This window comes from Isoptericola sp. BMS4 (assembly GCF_011634835.1).
Classification (GTDB): Bacteria; Actinomycetota; Actinomycetes; order Actinomycetales; family Cellulomonadaceae; genus Isoptericola.
The window spans coordinates 3,229,221-3,251,009 of the sequence record NZ_SIRP01000001.1 but is presented as its reverse complement, the minus strand read 5'-3'; the positions used below and the strand labels follow the sequence as shown (position 1 = coordinate 3,251,009).

19 protein-coding genes are annotated in these 21,789 nt (G+C 74.0%); 15 read left to right on the top strand and 4 right to left on the bottom strand.

Features of this window, described 5'->3' with window-relative positions:
- The first annotated feature begins 202 nt into the window (after positions 1–202).
- The 4 genes from EYB28_RS14755 (at position 203) to EYB28_RS14740 (ending at position 4,531) form a co-directional block, all read left to right on the top strand.
- Positions 203–2,026 (top strand): acetolactate synthase large subunit, encoded by a 1,824-nt coding sequence (locus EYB28_RS14755; RefSeq protein ID WP_166849330.1) that lies wholly within the window; start codon positions 203–205, stop codon positions 2,024–2,026.
- 100 nt (positions 2,027–2,126) lie between these two features.
- On the top strand, positions 2,127–2,648 hold the full coding sequence (gene ilvN, locus EYB28_RS14750) for an acetolactate synthase small subunit (RefSeq protein ID WP_166849327.1): 522 nt from the start codon (positions 2,127–2,129) through the stop codon (positions 2,646–2,648).
- Positions 2,649–2,738: 90 nt separating this feature from the next.
- Positions 2,739–3,767 carry a ketol-acid reductoisomerase gene (gene ilvC, locus EYB28_RS14745; protein WP_166849324.1) on the top strand — a complete coding sequence of 343 codons (1,029 nt, stop codon included), beginning with the start codon at positions 2,739–2,741 and terminating at the stop codon, positions 3,765–3,767.
- A gap of 176 nt (positions 3,768–3,943) precedes the next feature.
- On the top strand, positions 3,944–4,531 hold the full coding sequence (locus tag EYB28_RS14740; RefSeq protein WP_166849322.1) for an ASCH domain-containing protein: 588 nt from the start codon (positions 3,944–3,946) through the stop codon (positions 4,529–4,531).
- On the opposite strand, the gene EYB28_RS14735 is transcribed toward EYB28_RS14740, so the two are convergent.
- Positions 4,518–5,231 carry a cyclopropane-fatty-acyl-phospholipid synthase family protein gene (locus tag EYB28_RS14735; protein WP_166849319.1) on the bottom strand — a complete coding sequence of 238 codons (714 nt, stop codon included), beginning with the start codon at positions 5,229–5,231 and terminating at the stop codon, positions 4,518–4,520. The genes EYB28_RS14740 and EYB28_RS14735 overlap by 14 nt on opposite strands.
- Before the next feature lie 124 nt (positions 5,232–5,355).
- Here EYB28_RS14735 and EYB28_RS14730 point away from each other — a divergent pair, with 124 nt between their 5' ends.
- From EYB28_RS14730 to cimA, 4 genes are all read left to right on the top strand, one after another.
- On the top strand, positions 5,356–6,408 hold the full coding sequence (locus EYB28_RS14730) for a 3-isopropylmalate dehydrogenase (RefSeq protein WP_166849316.1): 1,053 nt from the start codon (positions 5,356–5,358) through the stop codon (positions 6,406–6,408).
- 195 nt (positions 6,409–6,603) lie between these two features.
- The gene (locus EYB28_RS14725; protein ID WP_166849313.1) at positions 6,604–7,734 is read left to right on the top strand and encodes a branched-chain amino acid aminotransferase; all 1,131 of its coding nucleotides are present in this window, start codon (positions 6,604–6,606) and stop codon (positions 7,732–7,734) included.
- A gap of 53 nt (positions 7,735–7,787) precedes the next feature.
- On the top strand, positions 7,788–8,942 hold the full coding sequence (locus EYB28_RS14720; protein ID WP_166849310.1) for a winged helix DNA-binding domain-containing protein: 1,155 nt from the start codon (positions 7,788–7,790) through the stop codon (positions 8,940–8,942).
- Positions 8,943–9,168: 226 nt separating this feature from the next.
- On the top strand, positions 9,169–10,818 hold the full coding sequence (cimA, locus tag EYB28_RS14715) for a citramalate synthase (protein WP_166849307.1): 1,650 nt from the start codon (positions 9,169–9,171) through the stop codon (positions 10,816–10,818).
- Positions 10,819–10,848: 30 nt separating this feature from the next.
- Here the strand turns inward: cimA and EYB28_RS14710 are convergent, their stop codons facing one another.
- Together EYB28_RS14710 and EYB28_RS14705 are read right to left on the bottom strand one after the other, a co-directional pair.
- Positions 10,849–11,442 (bottom strand): hypothetical protein, encoded by a 594-nt coding sequence (locus EYB28_RS14710; protein ID WP_166849304.1) that lies wholly within the window; start codon positions 11,440–11,442, stop codon positions 10,849–10,851.
- A 102-nt stretch (positions 11,443–11,544) separates the two neighbouring features.
- The gene (locus tag EYB28_RS14705) at positions 11,545–12,423 is read right to left on the bottom strand and encodes a MurR/RpiR family transcriptional regulator (RefSeq protein WP_166849301.1); all 879 of its coding nucleotides are present in this window, start codon (positions 12,421–12,423) and stop codon (positions 11,545–11,547) included.
- A gap of 154 nt (positions 12,424–12,577) precedes the next feature.
- On the opposite strand from EYB28_RS14705, the gene EYB28_RS14700 reads away from it, so the two are divergent.
- The 7 genes from EYB28_RS14700 to murQ all read left to right on the top strand — a co-directional run bounded on the left by EYB28_RS14700 (position 12,578) and on the right by murQ (position 20,877).
- Positions 12,578–13,654, top strand: a complete 1,077-nt coding sequence (locus EYB28_RS14700; RefSeq protein ID WP_166849298.1) for a biotin/lipoate A/B protein ligase family protein — start codon at positions 12,578–12,580, stop codon at positions 13,652–13,654.
- Positions 13,655–14,020: 366 nt separating this feature from the next.
- A complete protein-coding gene (locus EYB28_RS14695) occupies positions 14,021–15,322 on the top strand; it encodes a sugar ABC transporter substrate-binding protein (protein ID WP_240930578.1) in 1,302 nt (433 codons plus the stop codon).
- A 3-nt stretch (positions 15,323–15,325) separates the two neighbouring features.
- A complete protein-coding gene (locus tag EYB28_RS14690; RefSeq protein WP_166849293.1) occupies positions 15,326–16,297 on the top strand; it encodes a carbohydrate ABC transporter permease in 972 nt (323 codons plus the stop codon).
- A 74-nt stretch (positions 16,298–16,371) separates the two neighbouring features.
- Positions 16,372–17,187, top strand: a complete 816-nt coding sequence (locus tag EYB28_RS14685) for a carbohydrate ABC transporter permease (RefSeq protein ID WP_166852479.1) — start codon at positions 16,372–16,374, stop codon at positions 17,185–17,187.
- Positions 17,184–18,845, top strand: a complete 1,662-nt coding sequence (locus tag EYB28_RS14680; protein WP_166849290.1) for a glycoside hydrolase family 3 protein — start codon at positions 17,184–17,186, stop codon at positions 18,843–18,845. The genes EYB28_RS14685 and EYB28_RS14680 overlap by 4 nt, the downstream gene beginning before the upstream one ends.
- Positions 18,842–19,912 (top strand): anhydro-N-acetylmuramic acid kinase, encoded by a 1,071-nt coding sequence (locus EYB28_RS14675; RefSeq protein WP_166849287.1) that lies wholly within the window; start codon positions 18,842–18,844, stop codon positions 19,910–19,912. The genes EYB28_RS14680 and EYB28_RS14675 overlap by 4 nt, the downstream gene beginning before the upstream one ends.
- The gene (gene murQ, locus EYB28_RS14670) at positions 19,909–20,877 is read left to right on the top strand and encodes an N-acetylmuramic acid 6-phosphate etherase (protein WP_166849285.1); all 969 of its coding nucleotides are present in this window, start codon (positions 19,909–19,911) and stop codon (positions 20,875–20,877) included. Before EYB28_RS14675 ends, murQ begins: the two co-directional genes overlap by 4 nt.
- 53 nt (positions 20,878–20,930) lie before the next feature.
- On the opposite strand, the gene EYB28_RS14665 is transcribed toward murQ, so the two are convergent.
- A complete protein-coding gene (locus EYB28_RS14665; protein ID WP_166849282.1) occupies positions 20,931–21,689 on the bottom strand; it encodes a YggS family pyridoxal phosphate-dependent enzyme in 759 nt (252 codons plus the stop codon).
- Positions 21,690–21,789 lie beyond the last annotated feature (100 nt).

Sequence of the window (21,789 nt, the reverse complement as noted above, 5' to 3'; positions counted from 1 at the left end):
ACGTTCGACTCGTGCAGACGACGATTCTCGTAGTACTTCTTCCTGGGCGCGCCGGCTGAGGCCACGCACTAGGGCTTCGTCAGCGCGCTCACCCCTCGACCATCCCGCACCTCGCCGGGACCGGGGGGTTTTTCATTGCACGGATACGTCCAGCACGAGCTCCACCGCCCCTCGTCCATCCACCGGCAGGCAGGAGAGACCGATGGCCCAGCCGAACCCGACCCCCGCACAGGTGGCAGCGCGCGCGAACCGCGCCGACGCCCGCCGTACCCCCGGCGAGGAGGTGAGCGGCGCCGAGTCGATCGTCCGTTCCCTCGAGTCGGTCGGCGCGGAGGTCGTCTTCGGCATCCCCGGCGGCGCCATCCTTCCCGCCTACGACCCCCTCATGGACTCGGACAGGCTCCGCCACGTGCTCGTGCGGCACGAGCAGGGCGGCGGCCACGCCGCCCAGGGGTACGCCCACGCGACCGGCAAGGTCGGCGTGACGATGGCGACCTCCGGCCCCGGGGCCACGAACCTCGTGACCCCGCTGGCCGACGCGCACATGGACTCGGTGCCGATGGTCGCGATCACCGGCCAGGTGGCGGAGTCGCTCATCGGGACCGACGGCTTCCAGGAGGCCGACATCGTCGGCATCACGATGCCGATCACCAAGCACTCCTACCTGGTCACCGACCCCGACGAGATCCCGCGGACCGTCGCCGAGGCCTTCCACATCGCCTCGACGGGGCGCCCCGGCCCGGTGCTGGTGGACATCGCCAAGTCCGCGATGCAGGCGCGCACCACCTTCTCCTGGCCGCAGGAGCTCGCGCTGCCCGGCTACCACCCGGTGACGAAGCCGCACGCGAAGCAGGTGCGCGAGGCGGCCAAGCTGCTCGCGACCGCCCGCCGCCCCGTGCTGTACGTCGGCGGCGGCGTGATCCGCTCGGGTGCGTGGCAGGCCCTGCGGCGCCTCGTCGACGTCTCCGGAGCCGCCGTCGTCACGACGCTCACCGCGCGCGGCGCGGTGCCCGACAGCCACCCGCAGCACCTGGGCATGCCGGGCATGCACGGCACGGTGCCCGCCGTCGCCGCGCTCCAGAAGGCGGACCTCGTGGTGGCCCTCGGCGCCCGCTTCGACGACCGGGTCACCGGGAAGCTGTCGAGCTTCGCCCCGCACGCCGCCGTCGTGCAGGCCGACATCGACCCGGCGGAGATCGGGAAGAACCGCGCCGTCGACGTGCCGATCGTCGGCGACCTGAACGAGGTGATCTCGGACCTGGTCCCGGCGCTCGAGGCCGAGCACGAGCGGTCGGGCAAGCCGGACATCGAGGCCTGGTGGCACCAGCTCGACACGTGGCGCGAGACCTACCCGCTGGGCTTCACCGCGACCGACGACGGGCACCTGGCGCCGCAGCACGTCATCTCGCGGCTGGGCGAGCTGGCCCGGCCCGACAGCCTCTACGTCGCGGGCGTCGGCCAGCACCAGATGTGGGCCGCGCAGTTCATCCGCTACGAGCACCCGCGCACCTGGCTGAACTCCGCCGGCCTGGGGACCATGGGCTTCGCCGTCCCGGCCGCCATGGGGGCCAAGGTCGGCCAGCCCGACCGGGACGTGTGGGCGATCGACGGCGACGGCTGCTTCCAGATGACCAACCAGGAGCTCGCGACCTGCGCGCTCAACGAGATCCCGATCAAGGTCGCGCTGATCAACAACAGCTCGCTGGGCATGGTCCGCCAGTGGCAGACCCTCTTCTACGACCAGCGCTACTCGAACACCGACCTGCACACCGGGCACGGCACCAAGCGGATCCCGGACTTCGTCAAGCTCGCCGACGCGTACGGCTGCGAGGGCATCCGCGTGGAGCACGAGCGCGACGTCGACGCCGCGATCAAGCGGGCGAACGAGATCGACGACCGGCCCGTCGTCGTCGACTTCACCGTCTCGCGCGACGCGATGGTGTGGCCGATGGTCGCCGCCGGCGTGAGCAACGACGACATCCAGTACGCGCGGGGCATCTCGCCCGCGTGGGATCGGGAGGATTGAGCGAAATGAAGCGGAAGTTGAGGGCCGCAGCGAAGCAAGGCACTCGGCTGCAGCGGAATGCAGCCTCGATCCGACCCATGTCACTGGAGGACTGACCGTCATGTCGCGACACACCCTGTCCGTGCTGGTCGAGAACAAGCCGGGCGTCCTCACCCGCGTGTCCGCGCTGTTCGCCCGCCGCGGGTTCAACATCCACTCCCTGGCCGTCGGGCCGACCGAGCACGAGGAGATCTCGCGCATCACGGTCGTCGTCGACGTCGAGGAGCACCCCCTCGAGCAGGTGACCAAGCAGCTCAACAAGCTGGTGAACGTCATCAAGATCGTCGAGCTCGACGCCGAGACCTCAGTGCAGCGCGAGCTGCTCCTGGTCAAGGTGCGCGCGGACGCGACGACCCGCACCGGCGTGCTCGAGGTCGTGGAGCTGTTCCGCGCCCACGTGGTGGACGTCGTGCCCGAGACGGTGGTCGTCGAGGCGACCGGCACGGCCGCGAAGCTCTCCGCGCTGCTCGCCGCGCTCGAGCCGTTCGGCATCCGTGAGATCGTCAAGTCCGGCACGCTCGCCGTCGGCCGCGGCCCGCGTTCCATCACCGACCGCGCGCTCGAGCGCGTGCGCAGCGCCTGACCGTCCCGACCCACCCGCGGGGGCCCGCGGCCTCCGCACCACCCCACACTCGACCCCGCTCGAGAAGAACCGAGATCAAGGAGCATCACCGTGGCTGAGCTGTTCTACGACGACGACGCCGACCTGTCCATCATCGCCCAGCGCAAGGTCGCCGTCATCGGCTACGGCAGCCAGGGGCACGCGCACGCGCTGAACCTGCGCGACTCCGGTGTCGACGTCCGCGTCGGCCTGCGCGCCGGCTCGTCGTCGGTGAAGAAGGCCGAGGACGAGGGCCTGCGCGTGCTGCCCGTCGCCGAGGCCGTCGCCGAGGCCGACGTCGTCGTCATCCTCGCGCCGGACCAGGTCCAGCGTCACCTGTACCGCGACGAGATCGCGCCGAACCTCAAGCCGGGCGCGGCGCTCGTCTTCGGGCACGGCTTCAACATCCGGTTCGGCTACATCAAGCCGGAGGCCGGGCACGACGTCTTCATGGTCGCCCCCAAGGGCCCGGGCCACCTGGTCCGCCGCGAGTACGCGGACGGCCGCGGCGTGCCGGTCATCGTCGCCGTCGAGCAGGACGCGTCCGGCTCCGCCTGGGACCTCGCCCTGTCGTACGCCAAGGGCATCGGCGGACTGCGTGCCGGCGGCATCCGGACCACCTTCACCGAGGAGACCGAGACCGACCTGTTCGGCGAGCAGGCCGTGCTGTGCGGCGGCGCCTCGCAGCTGGTCCAGTACGGCTTCGAGACGCTGACCGAGGCCGGCTACCAGCCGGAGGTCGCGTACTTCGAGGTGCTGCACGAGCTGAAGCTCATCGTCGACCTCATGGTCGAGGGCGGCCTGGCGAAGCAGCGCTGGTCGATCTCGGACACCGCCGAGTACGGCGACTACGTCTCCGGCCCGCGCGTCATCGACCCGCACGTCAAGGAGAACATGAAGGCGGTGCTCGCCGACATCCAGAGCGGCGCCTTCGCCGAGCGCTTCATCGCCGACCAGGACGCGGGCGCGCCCGAGTTCACGGCCCTGCGCGAGAAGGGCGAGTCGCACCCGATCGAGACCACCGGCCGCGAGCTGCGCAAGATGTTCTCGTGGATCAAGCCCGCTGACTCCGACTACACGGAGGGCAGCGCCGCTCGCTGACCCACACCGTCAGCAGCGACGCGCGCGGCCGCCGCCCGGGAGACCCCCGGCCGGCGGCCGCTCGTGCGTCGGGGGGCCTCTGGTGAGCAGGCCCGCCAGGCGCCGGCCGACGTCGACCAGGTCGAACGTGGTACCTGCGGCGGGCCGCGGGCGGGCGGTGCTGGCAGGATGGCCGCATGACCGACGACGCCACCGGGAAGCCGGCTCCCGAGGACCAGCCGCAGCCCCCCGACCAGCTGGACGACACCGTCCAGGCCGAGCGCATCACCCGGTTCTGGGACGCCGCGCGGCCGAGCGCCGGCCGGACCAGCCACGGCGGCGCGGTGGGCGAGCGCTCCGAGAACGTGGTGCCGCCCGAGGCGTGGGCGTTCGGCGACTCGCCGCGGCTCGCGGACGAGCTGCTCGGGCTGGTGCTCGCCGGCACCAAGACCGCGACCGCGGAGTCGCTGTGGGCCTACGAGGCCGCCGGTGAACCGGTGCCGCGCAAGGGCGACCTGTCGATCGTCCTCGACGGCGCAGGGGAGCCCCGGCTGCTCATCCGCACGACCGACGTCACCACGGTGCCGTTCGACGAGGTGACGGCGGAGCACGCGGACGCCGAGGGGGAGGGCGACCGCACGCTGGAGTCGTGGCGGGCCGAGCACGAGCGGTACTGGCGCCGGACGCTGGCCGACATCGGCCGTGAGTTCGACCCGTCGATGCCCGTGGTCTGCGAGCGGTTCAAGGTCCTGTTCAGCGCCGGGCCGGACGCTACGCGGGCGTGAGGACCAGCCAGGCGAAGCCGACCACGTCCCGGTAGCCGCCGAGATACTCCTCGCGTCGCTCGTCGGCGAAGCGGCGGGCTCCCGGGGTGCCGACGCGCTCGACGCCGGCGCGCCAGGCGGACTCGAAGTCGTCCCACTCCGACTGCGTCGACGTGGCGGCGTGCCGCACCCGGAACCCGGCATCGGTGGCGGTGCGGGCCAGCGTCGCGAGGTCGGGCAGGTCGCCGAAGATCTCCCGGACCTCCGCGCCGGGGCTCGCCTCGTAGACGCCGTCGGCGAACAGCACCGTCCCGGCTGGCGCGGTCACGTCACGCAGCGCGGCGAGCGCCGTGGCCGCGTCGCCCCAGATGTGCGCCGCCCCCACGTTGACCACGGTCGTCGCGGGTCGTTCCCAGGCGGTGGCGTCGGTCTCGTGGAAGGTGACGCGCCCGGCGAGCCCGCGTTCCCGGGCCCCGCGGCGGGCACGGGCGAGGTCGCCCTGGTGCTGGTCGACGCCGTCGCCGGAGGTGCCGTGGCGCTCGCAGAGCCGGAGCAGCAACTCGCCGCTGCCGCACCCGAGGTCGAGGGCGCGCCCGTCGGGAGCGGGCGGGGCCAGCCTCTCGACGAGGTCGGCCGCGCGGGCCTCGCCGAGCGGGCAGTTGAAGGTCAGGTCCGCCGCGGCGGCGTCGCCGTAGGTCCGGAGGTCGTCGTCCTGGGTCATCGCCCGATCGTGCGGCGGTGCCGGCGGTCGCGTCCAGGCATTTCGTCTCCTCGCGCGAGCACCGGGGTGTCCGAAAAATGAGATCGGTGTCCGTATCATGGCGACCCGGGCGTAGGCTCGGCCCATGACGCGGAGCATCGATCTGGCAGTGGTGGCCGGCGACGGGATCGGCACGGAGGTCGTCGAGCAGGGGCTCGCCGTCCTGGAGGCGGCCGTGGCCGGCTCGGACGTCAAGATCTCGACCACCGAGTTCGATCTCGGTGCCCGCCGCTGGCACGCCACCGGCGACGCGCTCACCGACGCCGACCTGGAGAGCATCAAGGGCCACGACGCGATCCTGCTTGGCGCCATCGGCGACCCGAGCGTGCCCTCCGGCGTACTGGAGCGCGGCCTGCTGCTCAAGCTCCGCTTCTCGCTGGACCACTACGTCAACCTGCGCCCGGGCAAGCTGTACCCCGGCGTGACCAGCCCGCTCGCGGACCCGGGCGAGGTCGACTTCGTCGTCGTGCGTGAGGGCACCGAGGGCCCGTACGTCGGCAACGGCGGCGCGCTGCGCGTCGGCACGCCGCACGAGATCGCCACCGAGGTGTCGGTCAACACCGCCTTCGGCGTCGAGCGCGTCGTGCGCGACGCCTTCGCCCGCGCCCAGGCGCGCCCGCGCAAGCACCTCACGCTCGTGCACAAGCACAACGTCCTCGTGCACGCCGGCCACCTGTGGCGGCGCACCGTCGAGGCCGTGAACGCCGAGTTCCCGGACGTCACGACCGACTACCTGCACGTCGACGCCGCCACCATCTTCCTGACGACGAACCCGTCGCGCTTCGACGTCATCGTCACGGACAACCTCTTCGGCGACATCCTCACCGACCAGGCCGCCGCCATCACCGGTGGCATCGGCCTCGCCGCGTCGGCGAACATCAACCCCGACCGCACCGCCCCGTCGATGTTCGAGCCGGTGCACGGCTCCGCGCCGGACATCGCGGGCCAGGGCAAGGCGGACCCGACCGCCACCGTGCTGTCGGTCGCCCTGCTGCTCGACCACCTCGGGCTCACCGAGGAGAGCAGGCGCGTCGAGGCGGCCGTCGCGGCCGACCTCGCCGAGCGGCCGGCCCACGGCGACCGAGTACGCACGACGGCCGAGATCGGGCGCGAGCTCGCCGGCCGCGTGGCCGGCTGAGCCCTCGCGGACCCCGGCGCCACCGCGCCGCCCGACCCCGGCCGTCTCCACCCGCCACCCTGCACCCGCGCCCGTCGACGCCGTCGGCGCGCGCCCCTCGTCCAGGGTGACCACTGCGGCCGGAGCGGAGGGCTGCCCACGGGGAGCCGAGTCGTGGAAAACTGCAGAGGTCATCCGGTGAAAGGCCTAGCGATCATGACCACGACTTCGTCCAGCATCCTCCCGTCCGAGCTCGAAGACCTCGTCGCCCTGTTCGACGTCCGCGGCACGGACACGCCCACCCCCGACGCCGAGCGCGAGGCCGCGCTGGCGTCGCCACGCTTCGGTACCGTCTTCACCGACCACATGGCGCGCATCTCGTGGCGCCAGGAGGACGGGTGGCTCGACCGGCGCATCGAGAAGTACGGGCCGCTCCAGCTCGACCCGGCGACGGCCGTGCTGCACTACGCCCAGGAGATCTTCGAGGGCATGAAGGCCTACCGGCACGACGACGGGTCGGTGTGGACGTTCCGCCCCGACGCCAACGCCGCCCGGTTCGCGCGTTCGGCGCACCGACTGGCGCTGCCCGCGCTGAGCGTCGAGGACTTCGTCGGCTCCATCGCCGCGCTCGTGCGCACCGACGCCGCGTGGGTGCCGTCGGGGGAGGACTCGAGCCTCTACCTGCGCCCCTTCATGTTCGCCTCCGAGGCCTTCCTCGGGGTGCGCCCGGCCGCCGAGGTGGAGTACCTCGTCATCGCCTCGCCCGTCGGCCCGTACTTCGCCGGCGGGGTGAAGCCGGTCTCGATCTGGGTGGACGAGGAGTACCACCGGGCCGGGCCCGGCGGGACCGGCGACGCGAAGTACGGGGGCAACTACGCGGCGAGCCTGCTGCCGCAGCAGCTCGCTGCCGACAACGGCTGCGACCAGGTGTGCTTCCTCGACGCCGCGACGAACACCCACCTCGAGGAGCTCGGGGGCATGAACGTCTTCGTGGTCATGGACGACGGGTCGGTGCACACCCCGGAGCTCACGGGCTCGTTCCTCGAGGGGGTCACCCGGTCGTCGATCCTGCGGCTCGCCACGGACCGGGGCCACGAGGCCGTGGAGCGGCGCATCCCGCTCACGGAGGTCGTCGAGGGCCTCGCCGACGGCACCGTCCGGGAGATCTTCGCGTGCGGCACGGCCGCCGTCGTCACCCCCGTGGGGCGCCTGCTGGGCAGCACGTTCGACCGCCAGGTCGGCGACGGCGAGCCCGGGGCGCTGACCATGGAGATCCGCGAGCAGCTCACCGGCATCCAGTACGGGCGCGTGGCCGACCCGCACGGCTGGATGCGCCGGCTCGCCTGAGTCCGAAGAGCCGAACCGCAGGGTCAGCCGACGAGGGGACTTCCGAGGGCCGGATGCCGACGCCGATCACGCTGGAGGAGCTCACGCGCACGACGCTGGCGCGGCAGGGCCTGCTCGCCCGGTCCGACCGCTCCGTCCCGGAGGTCGTGGGTCGGGTGGGCGGCCTGCAGGCCCAGCACGCGGAGATGCCCTACGTCGCGCTCTGGTCGCGGCGCGCCGGGCAGACGGTCGACGAGCTCGAGGAGGCGCTCACGGGGCGGGCGCTCGTCAAGGCCACGGTGATGCGCTCGACGCTGCACCTGGTCCCGGCGGACGACTGGCCGGTGCTCGACGCCGTGTCCGCGGAGCAGCGGCTCGCGGCGTGGCGCGCCAGCGCCCGGCGCGCGGGCGTCGACCTGCTGGCGCTCAACGCGAGCGTGCGGGCGTTCAGCATCGAGCCGCGCACCCTCGACGAGATCGAGTCGTTCGCCGCGGACCAGTACCCCGGGGTGGACGCCGCCGCCGCGATCCCGGGCGGCGTCAGCCGGCCGTGGTGGCGCCTGGCGAGCGCGGGCGGCGGGCTGGTGCACGTGCCGCCGAGCGGGCTGTGGGGCTCGCACGCCGCGCCCCGGTACGTCGACGGCCAGGTGTGGCTCGCGGACCGGCTCCCGCTGCCGCGCCCGGCGGTGGCGCCCGACGAGGCGCGCGGCCGGGTCGTGGGCCGCTACCTCGCGGCGTTCGGCCCGGCCTCCCCGGCGGACGTGGCGCGCGGCGTCGGCATCCGCGGCGCGGGCGCGCTGCGACGGGCCCTCGAGGCGCTCGACCTGCGCACGTACGAGACCCCCGACGGCCGCGAGCTGGTGGACCTCGCCGGCGCCGAGGTGGTGCCCGGCGACACCGCGGCCCCGGTGCGGTTCCTGCCCCGGTGGGACCAGCTGCTCGTGGCGTTCGCGGTGCGGGACCGGCTCCTCGACGCCGCCGCCGCGCAGGCCGTCTACCGGCGCAACGCGGACGTGCTGCCCACGGTCCTCGCGGGCGGGCGGGTCGCCGGGACGTGGGCGACGGAGCGCGACGGCGACGCGGCCACCCTGCGGGTCACGATGCTCGCCGACGCGGCCGACCTGGACGACGGGGTGCGGACGGAGGCGGAGGCCGAGGCGGACGCCCTGCTCGCGTACCTCGAGCCCGACGCCGCGACCCGCGCTGTGGCGTGGTCCCGGCACGCGTGAGCGTGTCCGCGGGGCGGCCGGTGCGCCCCACCGGGCCGCCACGTGTGGCACTATGTGAGGCATGACACGCCTCGCACACCAGCGTCGCCGGCTCATTATCGGCTAGCGCGTCCGGCACACCTCGCCGGACGCGCAGACCTTCCGTACCCCGGGGGGTCTTTTTTCATGACCGCAGTTCCACGGCGCGCGGGCCCCCGCCCGGTGCGTCACCGACGTGGGGAGTCCCATGGCCACCGCCCCGTTCCACGTGTACGACACCACCCTGCGCGACGGCGCGCAGCAGGAGGGGATGAACCTCTCCGTGGCGGACAAGCTCGCGATCGCGCCGCTGCTGGACGAGCTCGGCGTCGGGTTCATCGAGGGCGGCTGGCCGGGTGCGGTCCCCAAGGACACCGAGTTCTTCCGGCGCGCCGCCAAGGAGCTGACGCTGCGCCACGCCGTCCTCGCCGCGTTCGGGGCCACCCGCAAGGCCGGCGCGCGCGCCTGGGACGACCCGCAGGTGCGCGCCCTGCTCGACGCCGAGGCGCCGGTCGTCACCCTCGTCGCCAAGTCGGACGTGCGGCACGTGGAGCGGGCGCTGCGCACGACGCCCGACGAGGGCATCGCGATGATCGGCGACACGGTGCGCTTCCTCGTGGGGGAGGGGCGGCGCGTCGTGGTCGACGCCGAGCACTTCTTCGACGGCTACCGCTTCGATCCGGCCTTCACGACGGCGGCCGTCTCCGCCGCGTTCGAGGCCGGCGCCGAGGTGGTCGCGCTGTGCGACACGAACGGGGGCATGCTGCCCCGCGCGGTGAGCGACGTCGTCGCCGAGCTGCGCGACGGGCTCGGCCTCGTGCACGGCGCGGACGCCGCCCCGGGCGACCCGCTGCTCGGCATGCACGCCCACAACGACTCCGGGTGCGCCGTGGCGAACACGCTCGCCGCCGTCGACGCCGGCTGCGCCCACGTGCAGGGCACCGTCAACGGCTACGGGGAGCGCACCGGCAACGTCGACCTCGTGACCGTCGTGGCGAACCTCGAGCTCAAGGACGGCCGGCGGACCCTGGCCGGCGACGGTCTCGCGGAGGCGACGCGGATCGCGCACGCCGTCGCCGAGATCACCAACATCTCGCCGTACGCCCGCCAGCCGTACGTGGGGGCCAGCGCGTTCGCGCACAAGGCGGGGCTGCACGCCAGCGCCATCAAGGTCGACCCCGACCTGTACCAGCACATCGACCCCACCGCCGTCGGCAACGACATGCGCATGCTCGTCTCCGACATGGCGGGGCGGGCGTCGGTGGAGCTCAAGGGGCGCGAGCTCGGGTTCGACCTGTCCGGCCAGGGGGAGCTCCTCAGCCGCGTGACGAACCGGGTCAAGGACGCCGAGGCGCGTGGGTACACCTTCGAGGCCGCCGACGCGTCGTTCGAGCTCGTGCTGCGCGAGGAGCTCACCGGCACGCGGCCGGCGTACTTCCGGGTGGAGAGCTGGCGCACCATCGTGGAGACCGTCGTGGGTCCCGGGCACCCCGACGCGGACCGCCGCGACGCCGACGCCGTCGCCGAGGCGACCGTCAAGCTGCACGCGGGAGACGAGCGCCTCGTGTCCACGGGCGAGGGCAACGGCCCCGTGCACGCGCTCGACCACGCCCTGCGCAACGCGCTCACCCGCGTCTACCCGCTGATCGAGAAGTTCGAGCTCATCGACTTCAAGGTGCGCATCCTCGACGCCGAGCAGGGCACCGACGCCACCACGCGCGTGCTCGTCGAGACGACGGACGGCCTGCGGTCGTGGTCCACGGTGGGGGTGGGGCCGAACATCATCGAGGCGGCGTGGGAGGCCCTCATCGATGCGCACGTCTACGGTCTGCTGCACGCCGGGGTCGAGCCGCGCTGACTCGTCCCACCGCCTGTTCGCAGCGCGCGGTCAGGTCCGCACGCCGGTGCGGGCGAGCACCCCGGTGAGCATCGACCACACGGCGATGCCCAGCACGATCCAGACCAGGGCGGTCGTCAGCCCGGGCAGCAGCTCCGGGCTCGTCGTGAACGGCAGCGCGGCGAGAATGATGGTCGTCAGCGTGACGAGCCAGCCGAAGAACATCCGCGCCCGGGGCGCGGCGAGCACGAGCAGGTGCAGCACGAGCGCCGCGAGCAGCGCGAAGAGGGCGCCCGCCACGGCCCACGAGGCGTCGGCGCTCGACCCCGCGAGGTGCGGCTCGGCGGCCATCTCCTGGTCCATGACGTCGGTGAGGACGACCGACGCGGCGAAGCCGAGCAGCGCGCACACGAGCACCGTCGCCGCCGCGCCCGCCCAGTAGCGGCCCGCGTCCAGGCGCAGGGACCCGGGTGACGGCGTCGAGCCCGGAGTCACGCCCGGAGCCGAGCCCGGCGTCGAGCCCGGCGTCGAGCCCCACGAGGCGGCGGAGGGCGGGATGACGCCCGGGGGCTGCTCGTCGGGGCGGTTCGGGTCGTACGGGTCGTTCGGGTCGTGCGGACCTGCCGGCGTGCTCGGGTTCGTCATGGCGTCGCTCCGTCGTCTCGCTCGGTCTCGCTCGGTGTCGCTCCAGCCCGGCACCAGACGACCACATCTCCCGCCCGGACGCGCGGCCGACGCGCCGTGGGCTCAGCGCGTGCGCGGCGGCAGGCGGTGCTGCTGCACCGCGTCGTACGTGGCCTTGAGGGCGGCGGCGGTCTCGGTGTAGCGCTGCTGCGCGACGCGGACGAACAGGAAGTCGACGACGGCGAGCTGCGCGATCCGGCTCGACAGGGCTCCGGACCGGAACTGCGTCTCGCGGGCCGTCGTGGTGAGGACGATCTCCGCGACGTCGGCGAGCGGCGAGGCGGGGAAGTTCGTCACCGCGATCGTCGTCGCGCCGGCGTCGCGGGCCAGCGACAGCGCCTGGAGCGCCTCGACGGTGCGCCCGGTGTGGGACACCGCGACCGCCGCGCACCCGGGTGCCAGGAGCGACGCCGAGGTGAGCTGCAGGTGCGGGTCGAGCGGGGCGGTGCAGATCATCCCGATGCGGGACAGCTTCTGGGCCAGGTCCTGCGCCGTCAGTCCGCTCGACCCGACGCCGTACACGTCGGTGCGCGTCGCCCCGGCGAGCGCGTCGACGGCGCGCTCGAGCGCGTCCAGGTCGAGCATCCGGGCCGTCTCCTCGATCGTGCGTGCCTCGTGGAACGCGATCTTGGACACGACGTCGGTGGTGGTGTCGGTCTGGTTGATCTCGCCCTCGGCGATGCCGGAGCGTTCCAGCTCCAGCGCGTGCCGGCTCGTGGCCTGCGCCAGGTCGATGCGGAACTCCGGGTAGCCGGCGTACCCGACGGCGCGGCAGAAGCGCACGACGGTCGCCTGGGACGTCCCGGCGCGTGCCGCGAGCTCCGTGATGGTCGCTCCGACCACGCCGACGGCGTCGTCGAGCACGACCTGGGCGATCCGTGCCTCGGCGGGGCGCAGGGTGGGCAGCGCCTGGCGAAGACGCACCAGCACGTCACCGTTCATCGGCGGTTCCTCTCGGTCGAGCGGCGAGGATCCCAGTCTGGCACTTCTTTACCCGCGCAGGGCTCCTGACGAAAGATTGGTGCGTGTCGGCGAGGCGGCGGTGGTGTGACCGAGAGTACCGCGCGGGCTCCTCGCGCGCGGCTACGGTGGGGTGGTGCACGGTGAGTACAAGGTTCCTGGTGGCAAGCTCGTGGCGGTCGACCTCGAGGTGCGCGACGACAGGATGGCCGACGTCCGGCTCAGCGGGGACTTCTTCCTCGAGCCCGACGACGCCCTCGGCGTCATCGACGCCGCGCTGACCGGGCTGCCGCGCCACACGCCCACGAGCGAGCTGGCGCGCGCGGTGGACGAGGGGGTGCGCGCCGCCGAGCGCGACGGGCGGCTCGCCGGGCCCGTGGCGATGGTCGGGTTCGACGCCTGGGCCGTGGCCGTCGCCGTGCGCCGGGCGCTCGGCCTGGCGACGACGTGGGAGGACCACACCTTCGAGGTGCTGCGCCCCGGCCCGATGGCGCCGCCGACGCTCGCCGCTCTCGACCAGGTGCTCACCGAGGAGCTCGCCGAGGGGCGGCGGGGCCCGACGCTGCGGTTCTGGGACTGGACCGAGCGGGCCGTGTTCATCGGGTCGTTCCAGTCGCTGGCGAACGAGGTGGACCCGGTGGGCGTGGCGAAGCACGACGTCACGGTGGTGCGCCGCATCTCCGGCGGCGGCGCCATGTTCATGGAGGCGGGGAACTGCGTCACGTTCTCGCTGGTGGTACCGGCCTCGCTCGTCGACGGGCTCTCCTTCGAGCAGTCCTACGCGTTCCTCGACTCCTGGGTGCTCGGCGCGCTGGCCGACGTCGGCGTCGAGGCCTACTTCTCCGGCATGAACGACGTCTCCTCCCCGGCGGGCAAGCTCGCGGGCTCGGCGCAGAAGCGCCTGGCCGGGGGCGCCGTGCTGCACCACATGACGATGGCCTACGACATCGACAACGACAAGATGCTCGAGGTGCTCCGGATCGGGCGCGAGAAGCTGTCGGACAAGGGGACCCGCAGCGCGAACAAGCGCGTGGACCCGCTGCGCTCGCAGACGGGCATGTCGCGCGAGGCGATCGTGGACGCCTTCGCCGCGTCCTTCGCGAGCCGGTACGCGACGACCCCGTCCGCGCTGCGTCCGGAAGAGCTCGAGCGGGCCGGCGAGCTGGTGCGGACGAAGTTCGCGAGCCCCTCCTGGATCAACCGGGTGCCCTGACCTCCGCGCGCTCCGCACCGTAGGTCACCATCCGCGTAGGTCACCATCCGGTCACGACCGCGGGTCCGCGCTTCCGTCGCGCCCGGTGTCGTCAGTAATCTCCAGACCGGTCGTGACGGCCGAAATCTTATTTCAGAAGGACTCCTTCCCAAACCCTCGGGAGCTCGTGTACTCTCGCCGACGTTGGTTTAGTAGGACTCCTGACCAAACGGGACGGAGAGCGAGACGAGGACGTCGCGCCGGCGGCGCCCGGGCCGGAACGGCCGCGGGGCGTCACGAGACGAGGACGTCGTTCAGCACGACGACGACGGCGCGCGGGAGCGCCGGGACGACGACGGCGGCACAGGCCGCCCAAGGAGGACGACCATGCGGCGACAGATGTTCGGCCGGACGAAGACGGCGGTGGCCACCGGAGCGCTCCTGGCGCTCGGGCTCGCCGCCTGCAGCTCGGGCGGGTCCGACGGCGGGGACGATGGCGGCGAGGGCGGGACCCTCGACGTGTGGATCATGCAGGGCACCAACCCCAGCGGGGAGAAGTTCTTCGACGAGGTCGGCAAGGCGTTCAAGGAGGAGACGGGCGCGACGCTCAACGTCGAGTTCGTCGAGTGGGGCGACGCGCACGACCGCTTCGTCACCTCGATCGCGGGCGGCACCACGCCCGACGTCGCCGAGACCGGCACGACGTGGACCCCCGAGTTCGCCGACGCGGGCGCGCTCGCGCCGCTGGACGACTACGTGTCCGAGGCCGGCCTGGACGGCGACCTGGTCGAGGGGCTGGCCGAGGCCGGCACATACGACGGCGCGCTGTACGGCATGCCCTGGTACGCCGGCGTCCGGTCGTTCGTCTACAACACCGAGATGTTCGACAAGGCCGGCATCGAGCCGCCCACCACCTGGGCCGAGATCGAGTCCGCCGCCAAGGCGCTGAAGAAGGAGTTCCCGGACAAGATCGCCGTCGCCGTCCCCGGCGACGCCGAGTTCACGGTGTACCCGTGGGTGTGGGGCGCGGGCGGCGAGGTCGCCACGCTCGACGGCGACACCTGGACGTCGCAGCTCGACAGCCCCGAGTCCCAGGCGGGCCTCGAGTTCTGGACCGGCCTCGCCGCGGACGGCTACTCCTCCGCGGGCGCCACCACCTGGCGCGAGACCGACGTGCTGGACTCCTTCGCCCAGGGCGACGTCGGCATGGCCGTCATGGGCTCGTGGACGCCCGGCGCCATCGTCGAGGCCAACGCCGACATGGAGGGCAAGTTCGCCGCCGTGCCGATCCCGGGCCAGGACGGCGGGATCGCCCCGTCCGTGCTCGGCGGCTCGCACCTGAGCATGTTCAACACCGCCGACGACAAGGACCTGGCGTTCGAGTTCATCGAGATGATGACCACCGGTGAGTTCGCGTCGAAGTGGGGCGAGCAGTCCGGGTACTTCCCGGGCCAGAAGTCGCTCCTGGAGGAGGCGACGAGCAGCACCGACCCGCTCGTGGCGCCGTTCGCCCAGCAGTTCGTCGAGGGCGGCGCCTCCGTCCCCGTGTCGCCGAACTTCGGCGCCGTCCAGGCCAAGCTGACCACCAGCACGATGATGCAGTCCATCCTCTCGGGCGACCAGGACGTCGCGACGGCGAGCAAGGCCGCGGCCGAGGAGATGACCTCCCTGCTCAACGGCGGCAGCTGACGCATGTCGAGCACGACGACCGTCACGGCGCCGACGGGGTCCGGGCACCAGCCCGGCTCCGTCGGCGGCCGGCTCGCCCGCAAGTCCGTCCTGGCGCGGTGGCGCCCTTGGCTGCTCCTCGCCCCCGCGCTGCTCGTGCTCGCGGTGCTGTTGCTGTGGCCGCTGATCCGCATGGGGATGTTCTCCCTGCAGGACTACGGCCTGCCGGAGATCGTCTCCGGCGAGGCGAACTGGATCGGCCTCGGCAACTACACCGAGGCGCTCACGTCCGAGCAGCTGCGCACCGTCGTGCTGCCCAACACCGTGCTGTTCGCGATCGCGTCCGTCGTGTGCACGGTCGTCTTCGGCACCGCCGTCGCGGTGCTGCTCGCCTCGCTTGGCCGGGTGTGGCGCGTCATCGTCTCGAGCTCGATCATGGCGGCCTGGGCGATGCCCGCCGTCACCGGCACGTACGTGTGGGTGTGGATCTTCGACGCCGACCGTGGCGTGTTCAACCACGTCCTGCAGTCGCTCGGTCTGCAGGACCAGCCGGTCAACTGGTTCACCGACCGTTGGTCGTTCTACGCGATCGTGCTGCTCAACATCGTGCACCACGGCTTCCCGTTCGTGGCCGTCACGGTGCTCGCGGGCCTGCTCGGCGTGCCGAAGGAGCTGCTGGAGGCCGCCGAGATCGACGGCGCCGGGCCCTGGCGCCGGTTCTTCTCCGTGACCGTCCCGCAGCTGCGCCAGGTCTTCGCCGTGGTCGTCATCCTGTCGACCATCTGGGACTTCAAGGTGTTCGCGCAGGTCTACCTCATGCCCGGCGGTGCGGGCAGCAACCGCGAGGTGCTCAACCTCGGCGTGTGGTCGTACGTGGAGTCCTTCGGGCAGAACCGGTACGGCTTCGGCTCGGCCATCGCCGTGCTGCTGACCGTGCTCCTGCTGCTCGTCACCGTGGTGTACGTCCGCACGATCCTGAAGGAGGAGGAGCTGTGAGCGCCCCGACGACCTCCGCCGCCCGCGCCTCGACCCGCCCGGCCGCCGCGTCGCGCCGCCCCGCGCGCCGCGCGCTGCGCCCCGGGCAGGTGGGCAAGGGCCTCGCCGTGGCCGGCCTGCTGTTCTTCACCCTGTTCCCCGCGTACTGGATGCTCGTCAGCGCCCTGGACGCGAAGGCCGGGGCGAGCACGTCGTTCGTCCCCGCGGACTTCACGCTGGACAACTTCCGGTTCGTCCTCACCGACGGCGGCTTCGCCACCTTCCTGCGCAACTCGCTCCTCGTCGCCCTGGCGACCGTGCTCGTCTCGTCGTTCCTGGCGCTGCTGGCGTCGGTGGCCGTGGCGCGCTTCCGGTTCCGGCTGCGCACCCAGGTGCTGCTGCTCGTGCTCGTGGTGCAGATGGTCCCGCTGGAGGCGCTCGTCATCCCCCTGTTCGTGCAGGTCCGCGACCTGGGGCTGCTCGGCCAGCTGTCCGGCCTGATCGTCGTGTACGTGGCGCTCGCGCTCCCGTTCGGCATCTGGATGCTGCGCGGGTTCGTGGCCGCCGTGCCGGTGGAGCTGGAGGAGGCCGCCTACCTCGACGGCGCGTCGTGGGGGCGCATGTTCCGCTCGATCCTGCTGCCGCTGGTCGCGCCCGGGCTGGTGGCGACGAGCATCTTCAGCTTCATCACCGCGTGGAACGAGTTCGTCTTCGCCCTCACCCTCCTCGGCGGGGAGGAGCAGAACTACACCGTCGCGATCGGCCTGCGGTCGTTCTTCGGCCAGCACTCCAACGACTGGGGCTCCATCATGGCTGCCTCGACGATCATCACCGTGCCGGTCATGGTGTTCTTCATCCTCGTCCAGCGCCGGCTCGCCGGCGGGCTCACCGCCGGCGCGGTGAAGGGATGAGCGTGCCGGACGCCGTGCCGACCACAGTGCAGGACGCCGGGCAGGACGCTGGGCAGGACGCCGTCGCGCGGGCCGTGCGCGGCGTCCTGCTGCCGGGGTTCACGGGCACGACGCCGCCAGCCTGGCTCGTCGACGCCGCGCACGAGGGGCTGGCCGGCGTCGTCCTGTTCGCGCACAACACCCCCGACGTGGCGACGACGGCGGACCTCACCGGCCGCCTGCACGAGCTCGCCCCCACCCTCCTCGTCGCCACGGACGAGGAGGGCGGGGACGTCTCGCGCCTCGAGGCGGCCACCGGGTCGTCCCTGCCCGGGGCGGCCGCCCTCGGGCTCCTGGACGACGTGCCCGCCACCGAGGCGGCGGGCGAGGCGCTGGGGCGGATGCTCGCCGCGGCCGGCGTCGACCTGGACCTCGCGCCGGTGCTCGACGTCAACCGGCCCGAGAACCCCGTCATCGGGGTCCGGGCGTTCGGCGACGACGCGGAGCACGTGGCCCGGCACGGGGCCGCGTTCACCCGCGGCCTGCGCCGCGGCGGCGTCGGCACGTGCGGCAAGCACTTCCCCGGGCACGGCGCCACCACGGCGGACTCCCACCTGGAGCTGCCCGTCGTGCCCGACGACCTGGCCACGCTGCGCCGGCGCGACCTGGTGCCGTTCGCCGCGGCGCTGTCCGGCGACGGCTCCCCGGACGGTCGCGGCCTCGACGCGCTCATGACGGCGCACGTCCGCGTGCCCGCGCTCGGTCCCGCGCCCGCGTCGCTCGAACCCGCCGTCACCGCGCTCGCCCGCGACCTGTTCCGTGAGCACGGGACCGGCGACGACGGCCTGATCATCACCGACGCCCTCGACATGCGCGCCGTCTCCGACGGCGCCGACGTGGGGGAGGCCGCCGTCCGCGCCGTCGAGGCGGGCGCCGACCTGCTGTGCCTCGGCACGACCGTCGGGCGCGACGACGAGGCGCTGTTCCGCACCGCCGTGGACGCGCTGACCGCGGCCGTCCGGACGGGGCGCGTGACCGTCGAGGCGCTGCAGGCGTCGGCGGCACGCGCGGCGGCGCTCGCCGCCCGGGCACGCGACCTGCGGTCGCGGGCGGGCGTCACGCCCGGCGCCGAGGCGGCGGTCGCGGCGCAGCGGACCCTCGCGGAGCTCGGCACGCGCCTCGCCGCCCGCGCCGTCGCCGGCGGTCTCGCGCCCTGCGCGGGGCTCGCGGGCGACCCCGGGCCGGACGTCGTCGACCTGCGGGTGCGCCTCGACCACGCGGCCGGGCGCACCGCCCAGCACGTGCAGCGCGCCGTGCGCGAGCGCTGGCCGGACGCCGTCACGCACCCGCCGCTCGACGACGCCGCCCTCGCGGCGCTCCTGGGCGCGCCGCCGACGGCCCGCCGGCCGCTCGTGCTGATCACGCGCGAGCCTGCCCCGGGGAGCCCCGAACGGGCGCGCCTCGAGGCGGCCTGGGCGGCCCGGCCCGACCTCGTGGTCGTCCACGTCGGCCTCCCCGCGACGTCCGGCCGCGTCGTGGACTGGTTCACCGGGCTGCCCGGCGGCCCTCCGCCCGTCGTGTCCGCCTGCGGCACGGGGCGCACCGGCGCGCACGCCGCCGTCGACCTGCTCGCCGCGGGGTGGCCCGGCCCCGGCGGCGCCGGGAGCCCCACGTCGTGATCGTCATCGGCGTGTCCTCGCCGGCCGCCGTGGACGCCATCGGCGCCGCGGCGGCCGACCTGGACCTGCGGTCCGACGGGACGCTGCACCTGCGGCCGCTCGGCCACGCGGCGTACCCGTGGCCCGACGCCCTGCGGCGACGCGTGCTCGCCGCGATGCCACCGGCGCGCGTCGACGTGGGCGAGGTGTGCGAGCTGGACACCCTCGTGGGACAGGAGCTCGGCGCCGCCGCCCGCCGGGCCGTCGACGACCTCGCCGGCGGCGACGCCGACCTGGTCGCGTCGGCCGGGCAGCCGATGCACCGATGGGTCGTGGGCGGCCGCACCCGCGGCACGCTCCAGCTCGGGCACCCGGCCTGGGTCGCCGAACGCGCACGGCGGCCGGTGGTCGGCGACTTCCGCGCGGCCGACGTCGCGGCCGGCGGGCAGGGCGCTCCGCTCGGCAGCGTCCTGGACGCCCTCTGGCTCGGTGTCGAGGCCGGGGACGGGCGCCGCCCGACCGCCGCGCTGCACCTGGGCGACACGGTCACCGTGACCGTCGTCGGCGCCGCGGAGGAGGCGGTGCTGTGCTGGGACGCGGGACCGGGCCGCGGCTACCCGGACGTGCCGGGCCCGGACGCGGGCGCCGCGGGCGCCGACGACGCCCTGGACGAGCTCACGGCGGACGCCGTCGCCCGGTCGCTCGTGCGTGACGGCCCGGCCGGCGGGGTGGGCCGGGTGGTCCTGACCGGGCCGGGCGCGTACCGTGCCGGGCTCGTCGACCGCCTGCGGGCCCAGCTGCCCGACGGCACCGGGGTGGTGCTCTCCGACGCGCTCGGCCTGCCCGCGGGCGCGTGGGAGCCGTACCTGGCCGCCCTGCTGGGGTTCCTCGGCGCGCACGGCCTGCCCGGCACCGCCGCCGGGCCCTACCGGCGCCGTGCGACGGGGGCGCGCCGGCCGGCTGTCCTCGGGTCGCTCACCCCGCCCGGGCCGCTGCCCGTCGCCCTGCCGGACGTCCCGGTGCGGCGGCTCGTGCTCGCCTCGTCCCCCGAGGCGCTGCTGACATCGCCGAGAGGAAGCCACCGATGACGAGCGACACCCCGCACCCGACCGCCGAGCACGACGACGTGCTCTCGGTCGCCCGGCTGCAGTCCCCGACGGAGGAGCGCAACCCGCGCACCACCGACCTCGACGTGGTGCCGACCGGCGAGCTGGTGCGCCTGGTCCTGGACGAGGACGCCCGCGTGGCGGACGTCGTGCGGGCCGAGACCGACCGCGTGACACGGCTGGTCGAGCTCGCCGTCGCGGCGATCCGGTCCGGCGGCCGGGTGCACTACGCCGGCGCCGGCACGTCGGGCCGGCTCGGCGTCCTCGACGCCGTCGAGCTCGCGCCCACCTACGGCGTGGGCCCCGAGTGGTTCGAGGCCCACCTCGCGGGCGGGCTGGACGCCATGACGGTCTCCGTCGAGGGCGCGGAGGACGACCCGTCCGGCGGGCGCCGCGACCTCGACGCCGTCACCGGGCACGACCTCGTCGTCGGGCTCGCCGCCAGCGGCCGGACCCCCTACGTGGGCGGCGCGCTCGACCTGGCCCGGGAGCGCGGTGCGCGCACCGCGCTCGTGAGCGCCAACCCCGCCGCGCCCCTGGCCGAGGGCGTCGACGTGGCGATCCTCCTGGACACCGGACCCGAGGCGGTCACCGGGTCCACGAGGATGAAGGCCGCCACCGCCCAGAAGATCGTCCTCAACACGTTCTCGACCGCCACGATGGTCCGCCTCGGCAAGACGTACTCCAACCTCATGGTCGACGTCCGCGCCACCAACGCGAAGCTCCGGGCCCGGCTCGTGCGGCTCCTGAGCCAGGCCACCGGCCTCGAGCCCGAGGTGTGCGCCCCGGTGCTCACCGAGGCCGGGGGACAGGTGCAGGTCGCGCTCGTGATGCTCCTCGCCGACGTCGACGCGGCGGCGGCGCGCACGGCGCTCGACGGCGGGGACGGTGGTGTTCGCGGGGCGCTCGCCCGTCTCGGCGACCCGGAGCCGGGGCCCGCGAGGTAGTGCCTCCCGTCCTCCGGTAGTGCGCCCCGGGGACGACCGGAGCGCCGATGGCACTACTTCGCGGTGGTGCGGGCGCCGAAGACGGCCGTGCCGACGCGCACGACGGTGGCGCCCTCGGCGACGGCGAGCTCCAGGTCGCCCGTCATGCCCATGGACAGCTCGCGCGCCGTCGCCGTGCCGGTGGCGCCGGAGGCCACGACGTCGTCGCGGAGACGGCGCAGGACGGCGAAGCCGGCCCGGACGGCCTCGTCGTCGTCCGAGTTCAGGCCGATCGTCATGAAGCCCGTCAGCCGCAGCCCCGGCAGGGCCGCGACCTCGGTCGCCAGCGCGGCCGCCTCGCCGGGCACGACCCCCGACTTGCTCTCCTCGCCCGACACGTTGACCTGCACCATGACGTCCAGGGTGCGGCCGTCGCGCTCGCAGCGGCTCGACAGGGCCGAGGCCAGCGTGGCCGAGTCCACCGACTCCACGCCGGTGGCGTGCGCGAGCACCTGGTTGACCTTGTTGCGCTGCAGGTGGCCGATCATGTGCGACTCGACCCGGCCCGCGGCGACCAGGTCGGCGAGCGCGGGCGCCTTGGCCACGAGCTCCTGGACGCGGTTCTCGCCGACGAGCAGCGGGCGGTCGTCGCCCTCCGCGGCGGCGAGCTCCAGGGCCGCCGTCACGGCGTCGGCGACGGTCGCCGCGTCCTGCGTCTTGGTGGCGAGCAGCACCCGTACCTCCGCCGGGTCCCGGCCCGCCGCCCGGGCGGCGTCGGCGACGCGGGAGCGGACGGCGGACAGGCGGGAGCGGAGGTCGGACGAACCGGGCATGCGGCTCAGTGTACGAACCCCGCGGCGCCGACCGGTCCGGAGATCAGGGTCGGACCCGGGGGATCCCCCAGGGCCCCGGCGGCGCCGGCGGTGGGAGGAT